The organism is Pseudomonas sp. NPDC090201, assembly GCF_044746825.1.
In the GTDB taxonomy this organism is placed as follows: domain Bacteria; phylum Pseudomonadota; class Gammaproteobacteria; order Pseudomonadales; family Pseudomonadaceae; genus Aquipseudomonas; species Aquipseudomonas putida_AD.
The window spans coordinates 483,878-495,121 of the sequence record NZ_JBIVCX010000001.1 but is presented as its reverse complement, the minus strand read 5'-3'; the positions used below and the strand labels follow the sequence as shown (position 1 = coordinate 495,121).

At 61.2% G+C, this 11,244-nt stretch carries 15 protein-coding genes; 6 read left to right on the top strand and 9 right to left on the bottom strand.

What is annotated here, in order from left to right:
* Positions 1-333: 333 nt before the first annotated feature.
* Positions 334-738 (top strand): YidH family protein, encoded by a 405-nt coding sequence (locus ACIPOO_RS02280; RefSeq protein ID WP_274132271.1) that lies wholly within the window; start codon positions 334-336, stop codon positions 736-738.
* Positions 735-1,079, top strand: coding sequence for a DUF202 domain-containing protein (locus ACIPOO_RS02275; RefSeq protein ID WP_400604116.1), 345 nt, complete (start codon positions 735-737; stop codon positions 1,077-1,079). Before ACIPOO_RS02280 ends, ACIPOO_RS02275 begins: the two co-directional genes overlap by 4 nt.
* A 174-nt stretch (positions 1,080-1,253) precedes the next feature.
* On the opposite strand, the gene ACIPOO_RS02270 is transcribed toward ACIPOO_RS02275, so the two are convergent.
* Positions 1,254-1,811 (bottom strand): RrF2 family transcriptional regulator, encoded by a 558-nt coding sequence (locus ACIPOO_RS02270; RefSeq protein ID WP_400604114.1) that lies wholly within the window; start codon positions 1,809-1,811, stop codon positions 1,254-1,256.
* Between the two features lie 311 nt (positions 1,812-2,122).
* Between ACIPOO_RS02270 and ACIPOO_RS02265 the strand changes: the two genes are divergently transcribed.
* The gene (locus ACIPOO_RS02265; protein ID WP_400604112.1) at positions 2,123-3,328 is read left to right on the top strand and encodes an NAD(P)/FAD-dependent oxidoreductase; all 1,206 of its coding nucleotides are present in this window, start codon (positions 2,123-2,125) and stop codon (positions 3,326-3,328) included.
* Between the two features lie 93 nt (positions 3,329-3,421).
* On the opposite strand, the gene ACIPOO_RS02260 is transcribed toward ACIPOO_RS02265, so the two are convergent.
* Positions 3,422-3,961, bottom strand: coding sequence for a PaaI family thioesterase (locus ACIPOO_RS02260; protein ID WP_400604110.1), 540 nt, complete (start codon positions 3,959-3,961; stop codon positions 3,422-3,424).
* Positions 3,962-4,195: 234 nt separating this feature from the next.
* Between ACIPOO_RS02260 and ACIPOO_RS02255 the strand changes: the two genes are divergently transcribed.
* Positions 4,196-4,609, top strand: a complete 414-nt coding sequence (locus ACIPOO_RS02255) for a YciI family protein (protein ID WP_274132264.1) — start codon at positions 4,196-4,198, stop codon at positions 4,607-4,609.
* A gap of 109 nt (positions 4,610-4,718) precedes the next feature.
* On the opposite strand, the gene ACIPOO_RS02250 is transcribed toward ACIPOO_RS02255, so the two are convergent.
* The 4 genes from ACIPOO_RS02250 to ACIPOO_RS02235 form a co-directional block, all read right to left on the bottom strand.
* Complete coding sequence (locus tag ACIPOO_RS02250) at positions 4,719-5,261, bottom strand: DUF1003 domain-containing protein (protein ID WP_274132263.1); 543 nt, start codon at positions 5,259-5,261, stop codon at positions 4,719-4,721.
* 91 nt (positions 5,262-5,352) lie between these two features.
* A complete protein-coding gene (locus tag ACIPOO_RS02245; protein ID WP_274132262.1) occupies positions 5,353-5,559 on the bottom strand; it encodes a hypothetical protein in 207 nt (68 codons plus the stop codon).
* 120 nt (positions 5,560-5,679) lie between these two features.
* On the bottom strand, positions 5,680-6,162 hold the full coding sequence (locus ACIPOO_RS02240) for a transcription elongation factor GreAB (protein WP_400604107.1): 483 nt from the start codon (positions 6,160-6,162) through the stop codon (positions 5,680-5,682).
* 23 nt (positions 6,163-6,185) lie between these two features.
* Positions 6,186-6,581, bottom strand: coding sequence for a hypothetical protein (locus ACIPOO_RS02235; protein WP_274132258.1), 396 nt, complete (start codon positions 6,579-6,581; stop codon positions 6,186-6,188).
* Between the two features lie 123 nt (positions 6,582-6,704).
* On the opposite strand from ACIPOO_RS02235, the gene earP reads away from it, so the two are divergent.
* Positions 6,705-7,838 (top strand): elongation factor P maturation arginine rhamnosyltransferase EarP, encoded by a 1,134-nt coding sequence (gene earP / locus ACIPOO_RS02230; RefSeq protein WP_400604104.1) that lies wholly within the window; start codon positions 6,705-6,707, stop codon positions 7,836-7,838.
* 87 nt (positions 7,839-7,925) lie between these two features.
* On the top strand, positions 7,926-8,495 hold the full coding sequence (locus ACIPOO_RS02225) for an elongation factor P (RefSeq protein WP_274132254.1): 570 nt from the start codon (positions 7,926-7,928) through the stop codon (positions 8,493-8,495).
* Positions 8,496-8,721: 226 nt separating this feature from the next.
* On the opposite strand, the gene ACIPOO_RS02220 is transcribed toward ACIPOO_RS02225, so the two are convergent.
* From ACIPOO_RS02220 to ACIPOO_RS02210, 3 genes are all read right to left on the bottom strand, one after another.
* Positions 8,722-9,741, bottom strand: coding sequence for an alpha/beta hydrolase (locus ACIPOO_RS02220; RefSeq protein WP_400604102.1), 1,020 nt, complete (start codon positions 9,739-9,741; stop codon positions 8,722-8,724).
* Positions 9,742-9,767: 26 nt separating this feature from the next.
* Positions 9,768-10,187, bottom strand: a complete 420-nt coding sequence (locus ACIPOO_RS02215; RefSeq protein WP_274132252.1) for an organic hydroperoxide resistance protein — start codon at positions 10,185-10,187, stop codon at positions 9,768-9,770.
* A gap of 325 nt (positions 10,188-10,512) precedes the next feature.
* The gene (locus tag ACIPOO_RS02210; protein WP_400604100.1) at positions 10,513-10,986 is read right to left on the bottom strand and encodes a MarR family winged helix-turn-helix transcriptional regulator; all 474 of its coding nucleotides are present in this window, start codon (positions 10,984-10,986) and stop codon (positions 10,513-10,515) included.
* Positions 10,987-11,244: the final 258 nt, after the last annotated feature.

The following is an 11,244-nucleotide window of genomic DNA, read 5'->3' as shown; positions in this document are numbered from 1 at the left end:
TTGCGTCCAGGTCCGTCCCTTCTACCTGTCTCAATCCCCGCCCTCGCTGACGAACATGACTTCAGACCCGCCCACGGGACGAACGCCTCGCGGTTCGTGGCCATGGGTATCGCAACAGCGATCATAGAATCACAGCGTAGGACAAGTACGGGATTTTGAAGGGAAAATTGTCGAATCTTGTCAGATGAAGGAGGCTCGCCGGGTTGTTCAGTGAAAATGCCTGCGTGGAGCAGGGCACAGGTGCGGCCAATGACACACCAATGTCGCTGCCGATGCGGGCCTTTCATCCCCATGACCGGTATCATTGGCCTATCTACCCGACCTCGGTGCGACATGAATTCTCCGGAACCTGGCAAGGCGCCTTCCCCTGATCGCGATCGTATTTCCGCATCCTTGCTGGGGCCGGGTTGCGAGCCTGATCCTCGCTTCACCCTGGCCAACGAGCGAACCTTCCTGGCCTGGATTCGCACGGCGCTGGCGTTCCTGGCGGGCGGCATTGCGGTAGAAGCCTTCACCGGCGATGTGTTCAGCCCGGGGCTGCGCCGTGCGGTGGCGTTGTCCTTGCTGGTGCTGGCCATGCTGGTCAGCGCCAGCGCCTGCATCAGATGGCTGAAGGTCGAGCGGGCCATGCGTGTGCGCAAGCCGCTGCCATTGCCGGTGCTGGTGCCGATCCTCTCGCTGGGCGGTGCGCTGGTGGCCGCGGGGCTGATCGTCTTTCTGATCTACGGCGCGTCGTGAGCCGCCGCGCCCAGGCGCCTGCCACGCTGGGGCACGACGACCCCGGCCTGCAGCCGGAACGCACCTTGCTGGCCTGGCGGCGTACGCTGATGACGCTGCTGGTGGTGTGCACGATTTTCCTGCGCTGGATTCCACACTTCGGGCTGATTGCCTTGCTGCCCATCGTGTTCTCGCTGATGGCCGGGATCCTGATCCAGATCGGCCTCAACGCCCGCTATCGCAAGAGCGCCAAAGGCCTGAAGCAGGAGCGCATCCCCGCGCCCTTGCGCGAAGTGGTGGTGCTGGGCGCGACGGTGATCGTGCTCAGTGGGGTGGGAATCTATGCGGTGGTGTTCGGCTAAGAAACGCCGCACGACGCAACCGCAACCCCAATCCGCCCGCAACCGCCAACGCCAACGCGAACGCCAACCCCAACCCCAACGCCTGTAGGAGCGCGCTTGCCCGCGACTGCGGTGTGTCAGGCGGTGCATGATTGACAGACACACCGCCATCGCGGGCAAGCGCGCTCCTACAGTTCAGGGCTGGCGATCGGTTGCGATGGTTTGCCCCTCTGCCGCAGCCCCTGCGCGGCTCTCCTTGCGTTCGCTCAGCCAATCGGCGACCTGCGCGCCGAATTCCGGCGGTGCCTTGCGGCCGGTGCGCCGCGCAAGGTCGAGGATGGTCTGCTGCGCCAGGGCCTCTTCCATGCGCTTCTGCGCGGTCATCATGGCGGCGTTTATCCCGCACATCCCTTCGGTTGCCCACTCGGGCGCGCAGCCGTCGAAAACTGCGCAACGGCCACGAATGTCCCGGCAATCGAAAATCAGCTTGCGCCCGTCAATCGCCGTGACGATGTCCAGCAGGGTGATTTCGTCCGAGGGCCGTCCCAGCCGAAATCCGCCGCGCACCCCTTCGGTGGCAACCACCAGCCTGGCCTTGGCCAGTTTGGTGAACACCTTGGCCAGGTATTCCTGAGGCACACCTTGCAGCTCTGCCAGGTCGCGCACGCTGGCCTCGCGGCTGTCGCCGCGTTCATCCACCAGGTACAGCAGGCAGTGAATGCCGTATTCGACACCGGCACTGTAGAGAGACATGTCGATCTCCGACTGAATTGATCGTGCAAAAGCTAACAATTTGCGCAGTTCCTCGCAAGGAACGCTGAGCCCTGGCGATCAGTGGCAGCAGCGGCAAACCTGTTCCTGCGCCAGGTCGACGGTCGGTTTCTCTTCATAATCTATTGATTAATAACGTATTTATTAAGATGCATGACGTGAATCTGGTATTGCACCTGAAAAAAGTGCTTGCCGAAATAAACTCCGATCAATACAGTCGTAGTTGCCTTGAGGCGGTCGCCAACTCCGACCCGCACACACCTGAAACGTCCTTTTGTTATTTGGAGCACACGATGAAAAAGCAGATTCTGATTGTCGGCGCGGGTTTTGGCGGCATGTGGAGTGCCCTGAGTTCCACCCGTTTGCTGGACATGCATCAGCGCCACGACGTCGAAGTCACGGTGCTGGCGCCTGAAGCGGTGCTGGGTGTACGTCCGCGTTACTACGAGCAGCAAGTGCATCAGATGCAGTCGCCGCTGGGTCCGTTGTTCGATGCCGTGGGCGTGAACTTCATCAAGGGCATGGCCGACACCATCGACGTGGCCGGCAAAAAGGTGGGCTACACCGATGCCAACGGCGTCCAGACCTCGATCAACTACGACAAACTGGTTCTGGCCACCGGCAGCCGTGTCGTGCGCCCGGCTTCCGTGCCTGGGGTCGAACATGCATTCGACGTTGACCACATGAACGAGGCGACTCGCCTTGAGCAGCACATCAAGTCGTTGGCCCAGCAGCCTGAGTCGGCGATGCGCAACACAGTCGTGGTGGCGGGCGGCGGCTTCACCGGCATCGAAACAGCGACCGAAATGCCTGCGCGCCTGCGTGAAGCCCTGGGGGCGCATGCCAAAGTGCGCGTCATCATCGTTGACCGTGGCGAGAAGGTCGGCGCTGCACTGGGCGCGAACATCAGCCCGGCCATCGTCGAAGCCACCGAGGCGCTGGGCGTGGAATGGGTCGTCGATGCGTCTGTCGCCGCCGTGGATGCCAATGGCGTGACCCTGGCGGACGGGCGTCGCATCGATGCCAAGACCGTGGTGTGGACCGTTGGCGTGCGCGCCAGCTCCCTGACCGAGCAGATCCCCGGCGAGCGCGATGCCGCAGGCCGCCTGCACGTTGACCGCAACCTGAAAGTCATCGGCCAGGCCGACATCTTCGCCACCGGCGACACCGCCTACGCCGCCACCGACGATGAAGGCAACTTCGCCCTGATGACCTGCCAGCACGCCATCGCGCTGGGCCGCTCGGCCGGCAACAACGTCGCCGCCGACCTGCTGGGCGAAGCGCCGATTCCGTACAGCCAGGTGAAATACGTCACCTGCCTGGACCTTGGCGCCTGGGGCGCGGTGTACACCGAAGGCTGGGATCGCCAGGTCAAGCTCATCAAGGAAGAAGCCAAGCAACTCAAGCAGCAGATCAACTCGGTGTGGATCTACCCGCCAGTGGCCGAACGTGAGGCCGCGCTGGCTGCGGCGGACCCGTTGATTCCTGTGGTCGCATGACAACGCTGATCGCGAGCAAGCTCACTCCTACAGGGGCATGCACCGTCCTGTAGGAGCGCGCTTGCCCGCGACCGCCTTCGTGGCGTTATCCGCTCAACGATTCATATCCAGAATCATGCAGGTGGTGGTACCGGTCGCGAACAACCGTCCCTCGGCGTCGTAGATCTTGCCTTCGGCGAGCGCGGTCGAGCGGCCGACATGCACCACGGTGCCCTCGGCGCGGATCGGGCCGCTCTTGTCGGTCAGGGCGCGGATGTAGCTGATGCGCAAATCCAGGGTGGTGTAGCCCTGGCCTTTCTTCAGGCGGGTGTGGACTGAACAGCCCATGCAGGAGTCGAGCAGGGTGGCGGCGTATCCGCCGTGCACGATGCCCAGCGGGTTGTAATGCTGCGGGCCGGGAGTGCCCTGAAAGATGAAGGAGCCGGGCGTCCACTGGATCGGCACGAAGTCCATCAGTTCGCCGATTGGCGGGTGAGGGTAGAGCCCGCTGCCGATACCGTTGAAGAACTCCTCCGGCGTCAACTGCGCCACCTCCATCAGGTTCATGCTGCCAGCCTTGCCCAGCCGGGCACGCATTTCCTTTTCCTGTGCTTGCCAGAGGGCCAGGGTTTCTTCGCGAGAGGTGCTTTGCATGGGCGTACGCTCCGGGACGCATCCGGCGGAATGTCGGATGAGAAAAATTACGGTCATAATCCCGCTGCTTGATGTCGACCGCAATATCAAAAATGTCCAACAGTGGCAAAAGCGCCCGGCAGGTTTTTGTCTGTTGCGACACATCAAGTGTCGATTTGCACGTCCGTGGTTCGACTACTGTTCGAAACCCTGGACTATGGTGTTCGGGGAACCCTCTACAGAAGGACGCCGACCATGCGATTCATGATGCTGATGATCCCCAAGGGATACGAAACCGCAGCCCCTGGCACCCTGCCCGAGGCTGACGCCGTGGAGCGGATGATGAAATACAACGAATCCTTGCAGCAGGCCGGGGTGCTGCTGACCCTCGACGGCCTGCATCCGCCGACCATGGGCGCCCGCGTCACGTTCGACAAGGGCCAGGCACAGGTAATCCAGGCGCCGTTTCCGGGCGTCAGCGAAGTGCTGGGTGGCTACTGGATGCTTGAATTGCCGTCCCTTGAAGCCGCCATCGACTGGGCGAAACGCTGCCCGGCGGGGGACAATGAAACCGTCGAAGTGCGTCAGGTGATGAGCTTCGATGATTTTACGCCGGACATTCAGCAAGCAGCGGCGGGGTTCAACGAGATGCACCAGGACAAGCCCTGAACTGTCCCGTAGCAGCACGGCTTGCCGGCGGGAGCGGTGCATCAGAGAAAAATGCGCCGCCTGACACAACGCTCCCGCCGGCAAGCCGTGCTGCTACGAGGGCGGGGCCTCACACATGCCCATCCTTCTTCACAAAATGCTTGTGCATGTCTGCTGTCAGCGCCTCGACGCGTTCGGTCAGCACCTTGGTCATCTCCGTCAGGCGAGTGTTCTGCTCCAGCAGTTCAAGCATCTGGGCGGTGTTCTGCGCGGCGCGGGCCATGCGTTCTTCGTTGGCGACGGCCAGTGCTTCGCGGTGCTGGGCGTCGGCGTCGGAACTGGCCTTGTCGCGGGCGGCCTGACGGGTCTGCGCCAGCAGAATCAGCGGCGCGGCGTAGGCCGATTGCAGGCTGAACGCCAGGTTGAGGAGGATGAACGGGTAGACGTCGAAGGTCACCAACCCCGTCATGTTCGCCCCCACCCAGAGCAGCACGATCAGCGTCTGCGCCCCCAAAAAGGTAGGCGTGCCGAAGAACCGCGCAAAGGCTTCGGCTTTCAGCGCAAAGGCGTCAGTGCCGAAGGTCGGCCCCAGGTGCGCGTGGCCCTTGTGGAAACGCAGGTGATGATCGGTCGGGGACTGGCCCGGTTCGGCGGAGGATGGCGTGGCAGACATGGAGGCTTTCCTGAGGGCAGAAACATCCGCCCACTATAGGCCGCCTCCAGGGCTCTGTGCACTGAACGCCGGTGGAACGAGCCGCCGGGTGTCAGTCCAGCGGGTCCGGATACAGGGGCTTGGAGCGGTACATGATATTGGCGTAGTCGTAGACGTACTGCCGCCCCGCGTGGCTGGTCAGGCGCAGGTTGTCGATCAGTTGCCGCTCTTTCTTGTTCAGGTATCTCACCCCTTGGAGGCCACTGGACTTGAGGCGATCTCGTTCATGGGCGTCAGGAAAGGTGATGACGTTCGTCATGAAAAATCTCCTTGATGGGGTCCATACCCGGCTCCCTGTGCCGGTGTCGCCGTTTATCGTGCGACGGCCCACCATACTCACAACAGGTCGGAGCCTTCAACCCCGCGAGCGATCGATGGCTCATGCGATCTGGATGATCTCGAAGGATTGGCGGCTGCCATTGACGGTGATTTCCAGCTCATCGCCGTCGAACTTGCCCAGCAGATTCTGCCCCAGCGGCGCCCTGGCGGTGATCACCGTCACCAGGGTCTGGTCCAGGCTGACCTTGAGGCCAGCCGCATCGGGGCCCAGGAACAGCGTCTGTTGAACGCCGGCTTCCGCTTCCAGGCTGATCAGGTCACCGGGCTGAATGCCGCGCTGGTCGTCGAAGGGCTTGAGCACCAAGCTGCGGTAGGCCGCCAGCGCCAGACGGATTTCCTCGACCCGACGCGCCTGCCCGGCGGCCAGGTACGACGCCTCCAGCCCGAGGGTGTCGTACTTGTTTTCGGCGATGTTTTCTTCATGAGTCGCGGTTTCGTAGGCCGTTTGTGCGGCGCGAATCGCGACCTCCAGGTCGATTTCCAGCTTTTCGACGATCCGTTGCAGGACCTGTTGCTTGTTCATAGGGCTTGCTTGTCTCTCGCGGTTCAGCCGCAGTACTGATAAATGGCGGCGCGGCTCTTTTCGCTCGGCGCGGTCTGGTTCTGCTGCATCCAGAACTGGCATTTGGGGCCATTGAAGCTGCGTTGGCGCTCGGCCTGTTCGGCCTCCTGCGCCTGGCGGGCTTCACTGTCGCGCAGGATCTGCCGGTACTGGTCGAACATCGGGTTGTCGCTTTCAGGTTTGGCTTTTGCCGCAGGCGGCGCAGTCAATTGCGTGGCTGCGTTGCTCACGGCCTGCGTCTGCTCGGCGGGCAGCAGCCGGTAGATCAGCCAGCCGGTCAGCGCGACGGCGAGAAACCCCAGCCAGATACCCGCGGCAATGGACAGCACCAGCTTCAGAGGACGCAGCGTGACGGACAATTCGCGATGGTTGACGTACATGGCAGACTCCCTACTTGCGCATATGAGGTCGACTCGGGCTGCAATTGTCGCATGATCGGGGGTGGTGATTGTGCGCCGGAATGAAGGACAATCCGCTTTTTTGAACAGTCTCGAGGAGCCGGGATGAAAGCCTCTTGGGATATTTTCTGCACCGTTGTGGATAACTTTGGCGACGTCGGCGTGACCTTTCGCCTGGCTCGCCAGTTGGTGGCAGAGCACGGCATGGACGTGCGCCTGTGGATCGACGATCTGTCGGCGTTCGCCCGTCTGTGCCCTGGCGCGGACGCTGAGGCCCGTCAGCAGTGGCGCGAGGGCGTCAATGTGTGTTTCTGGCCCGCAGACTGGCAGCCAGTGGAGCCTGCCGATGTGGTGATCGAAGCCTTTGGCTGCCATCTGCCGCCTGCGCAGATCGAAGCGATGAAGGCCCGCGACCCCAAGCCGCTGTGGCTGAACCTGGATTACCTCAGCGCCGAGGAGTGGGTCACCGGTTGTCACGGCCTGCCGTCGCTGCAATCGAGCGGCATCCAGAAATTCTTTTTCTTTCCGGGGTTTCGTCCGACCACGGGTGGGCTTTTGCGCGAGGCCGGGCTGATCGAGCGCCGTCACGCATTCGAGCAGGACCCGGCGGCGCAACAGGCGTTTCTGGCGCAGTTGGGCGTTTATCCACAGCCCGGCGCGCAGCTGATTTCGCTGTTTGCCTATGAGCACGCAGGGCTGGGGTCATGGCTGGACAGCCTGGCCCAGGCCGGGCAGGCCACCCATCTGCTGGTGCCCGAAGGCCGCATCATCGGTGACGTGCAGCGCTGGCTGGGTGTCCAGGGGTTGAACGCTGGGGCGCTGCATGTGCGCGACAACCTGACGATTCAGGTTCTGCCTTTCGTCCGCCAGGAGCAGTACGACCTCTTGCTGTGGTGCTGCGCATTCAACGTGGTGCGCGGCGAAGACTCGTTCGTTCGGGCGCAATGGGCGGGCCGGCCGTTCATCTGGCACATCTATGAGCAGGACGATGACGCCCACTGGGCCAAGCTCGATGCGTTTCTGGAACTGTATCTGGCGGGGTTGTCCGAGGTGGCGGGGCAGGCACTGACCCAGGTCTGGCGTGCGTGGAACGCCGGGCAGGACATGGCCGAAAGCTGGAACACCCTGCAACACCATCGCCAGGAGCTTGCAGGGCACGCCGAGCGCTGGTGTCTGGAACAGGCCTTGCAAGATGATCTGACGACTGCGCTGGTAACGTTTTACCGAAATTGGATATGATACGCGGCCTTGTATTAAGCCCTGTACGAAAAGTGGCTTTTCGTACAGGGCTTAGAAAGAACTTCAATCCAAATTCGGATACTCGTAATGAAAACTGGTAAAGAGCTTAAACCCGGCACCGTGATCCGTATCGACAACGATCCTTGGCTGGTTCAGAAAGCTGAATTCACCAAGTCGGGTCGTAACAGCGCGATCATGAAGACCAAGCTGAAGAACCTGCTGACCGGCTACAAGACTGAAACCGTCTACTTCGCCGACGACAAGCTGGACGACGTGATCCTGGATCGCAAAGAAGCCACCCTGTCTTTCATCAGCGGTGACTCCTACACGTTCATGGACACCACCGACTACACCATGTACGAGCTGAACGCCGAAGACATCGAAAGCGTTCTGCCATTCATCGAAGAAGGCATGACCGACGTCTGCGAAGCCGTTTTCTTCGAAGGCCGTCTGGTTTCCGTAGAGCTGCCGACCACCATCGTGCGTCGCGTTGACTACACCGAAGGTTCCGCTCGCGGCGACACTTCGGGCAAGGTCATGAAGCCTGCCAAGCTGGCTAACGGCACCGAGCTGCAAGTAGCCGACTTCATTGAAATCGACGACATGATCGAGATCGACACCCGTGAAGGCGGTTCGTACAAAGGCCGTGCTAAGTAAGCACTGCTTTTTGTAACGCCGGATACAAAAAAGCCCGACCATTGAGTCGGGCTTTTTTGTGGGCGGCGGTTACCAGTTCATGGGACTTTCCCTGCAAATGTTTGCTGCTTGTCGGTACGCCGTCGCGGGCAAGCGCGCTCCTACAGGAGGCGGTGCGCACCGTAGGAGCGCGCTTGCCCGCGACGGCGTCAGATGCATCTGCAACGATGCATCCGGCCTGCGCCGTTTACTTCAAATGAACCTTCAATTCCTGCGAGGCCTGCAACATTGCCGAGCGCACTTCCGGCACCTGGCTGACCACGTTCAGCAGACCGTAGTCATGAATCATGCCGTTGTAGCGCACCGCCGTGACTGGAACCCCCGCCTGGTCGAGCTTGCGGGCATAGGCTTCGCCTTCGTCGCGCAGCACGTCGGCACCGGCTGTCTGCACCAGCGCAGGCGGCAGGCCCTTCAGCTGATCCAGGGTTGCGCGCAGAGGTGATGCGTAAATCTCGGCGCGTTGCTTTGGATCGGTGGTGTAGTTGTCCCAGAACCACTTCATCATGTTGCGAGTGAGGAAGTGCCCCTCGGCGAACTGCTCGTAGGAGCCGGTATCGAAGTTGGCGTCGGTCACCGGCCACAGCAGCACCTGGTAGCGAATGGCCGGCGTGCCCTTGTCTTTGGCCATCAGGCTGACGACCGCCGCCATGTTGCCGCCGACACTGTTACCCGCCACCGCCAGACGCTTGCCGTCGACGTTGATTTCCTTGCCATGTTCAGCCACCCATTTGGTCGCTGCGTAGGCCTGGTTGATCGCCGTCGGGTAGTGCGCTTCAGGCGAAGGGGTGTAGTTGACGAACACCGCCACCGCACCGGAACCCTCCACCAGATCACGCACCAGACGCTCGTGGGTCGGGTAGTCGCCCAGCACCCAGCCGCCGCCATGGAAGTACATGAACACAGGCAAGGTGCCCTTGACCCCAGCCGGACGCACGATGGTCAGGCTGATGTTCTGGCCGTCGACCGAGATGGTCTTCTGGCTGACATCGGCCTTGGGCAGGGTCAGCTTGACCCCTGCCTGGGCGCCGGTCAGTACGGCGCGGGCGTCTTTGGGCGAAAGCTGCTCAATCGGTTTGCCGGTGCCCGAGTTCAGGGCATCGAGGAACGCTTGAGTGTTGTGCTCAACGCCGGTATCGGTTGTCGCGAAGGCATTGCCGATGGACAGCGCGAGCAGCGAACCAGCCAGAATCTTGCCGAACGTGTTCATGGTCATCTCCAGAGCAGGCGGGTGAGTTAGACGGTCACGTGCAGACGGACGTCAACGTTGCCACGGGTGGCGTTGGAGTACGGGCAGACCTGGTGAGCCGCATCGACCAGCGCTTGAGCGTCGGCTTGATCCAGACCCGGCAGGTTGATGTTCAGGTCGATGTCCAGACCGAAACCGCCAGGGATCTGGCCGATGCCGACGTGGGCAGTGATCGAGGCATCAGCCGGGATGCTGCGCTTGCTTTGACCGGCAACGAATTTCAGTGCGCCGATGAAGCAGGCCGAGTAGCCGGCAGCGAACAGCTGCTCAGGGTTGGTCGCTTCGCCACCGGCACCGCCCAGTTCTTTCGGGGTGGCCAGTTTCACGTCGAGAATCTTGTCGCTGGAAACAGCACGGCCATCACGGCCACCGGTTGCGGTTGCGACTGCGGTATAGAGAGCTTGCATGATATTTCCTCACTTGATGATGTTGGGCTGAAGCCGGTTGTGCTTCGCGCTAAAGTTTTGTGCGCTAAGCAAGTGAGATGAAATGTACTGCGCAAATAGTTTGCGCGCAAGATTAATTTTCAGATTTTCTTCGCTTGCAGCTCATTTTTTGCTTATCTATCTGATTTATAAGCGTAAAAAAATCACGTAGGAGCGGCGCTTGCCCGCGACCGCGGTGTTCCAGTGGATACATCGACATCTGACTTACCGCGGTCGCGGGCAAGCGCGCTCCTACAGCCAAAAAAAAGGCCAGCGCGATGGCTGGCCTTTCGGAAAGAGAAGCGGCTTACAGACTGTCGTGCAAATTCCCGCGCACGTTGACCAGGTCTTCCTGCAGTGCCTTGAGCTGCTCCAGCGAAATGCCGCTGGCGGAAAGTATGCACGGCGGGATGCTGCGGGCCTTGTCGTACAGGGCCTTGCCCTGATCGGTCAGGTACAGTTGCACAACACGTTCGTCTTCCTTGCTGCGAGTGCGGCGGATCAGGCCTTCGCCTTCGAGGCGCTTGAGCAGGGGGGTCAGCGATCCGGGGTCGGTCAGCAGCCGTGCGCTGATTTCGCCCACCGTGATCCCTTCGCGCTCCCACAGTACCAGCATTGCCAGGTACTGCGGATAGGTCAGGTTCAGTGCCTGGAGCAGCGGTTTATAGACCTTGGTCATCATCAGCGAGGTGGAATACAAGGCAAAACACAATTGGCTGTCCAGCAGCAATTCGTTACAGCTGCCAGCGCCGGCTGCGGTGTCGCTTGGGTCGGCGGTCATCGTGGGTGTCCTCGGGGTGTCAGTCATGGGCGCTAATTTAGTGTGGTGATGTTTAATGCACCAGATAATTTAGGCAATCGGTCATGTGGCCTTTATCTATCGGCCTGCTCACAAGGCCCAGGCGTCAATTGGAACACGAACTGTGAATCAACTCATCACAGAACGTCGATGTTATTGGCCCGCTGTGGATTTCCTCGGCCGGCCCGACTGCGTAGCATGCGCGCAGAATTCATACAGAGGACCGGTCGTGATCGTGGA